Below are 314 nucleotides of genomic sequence, written 5' to 3' on the forward strand. Positions count from 1 at the left end.
GCAAGCACGGTTTGGAATTGGAGTTGGGGAAGGTGACTTCTCTTTCGACCATAACCAGTCAAATTAGGAGCCGTATGAGGTGAAAGTCTCATGTACGGTTCTGAGTGGGAGGGATAGACCGTGAGGTCTATCTCGACCCCTAATATCCCTTGGGCGAAAGTCCAGAGGAAAGTTTTCAAGCTCCAAAAGAGGATATTCCAAGCAGCTAAATCGGGACAGGACGCGAAGGCAAGAAGGTTGCAACGTCTATTGGTAAAGTCATATTATGCGTGCGAGACGTTTAGGAGTGAAATAGGGATGCAATGCCCGAAATA

The 314-nt window shown here is 47.5% G+C and carries 1 protein-coding gene; it reads left to right on the forward strand.

Going from position 1 to position 314, the window contains the following annotated elements:
* Window positions 1-120: 120 nt before the first annotated feature.
* The coding region (locus P5683_RS26090; protein ID WP_071776840.1) for a reverse transcriptase N-terminal domain-containing protein at window positions 121-314 on the forward strand (194 nt) is incomplete at its 3' end.

Source organism: Limnospira sp. PMC 1279.21 (assembly GCF_032349615.1).
Lineage (GTDB): Bacteria > Cyanobacteriota > Cyanobacteriia > Cyanobacteriales > Microcoleaceae > Limnospira > Limnospira fusiformis.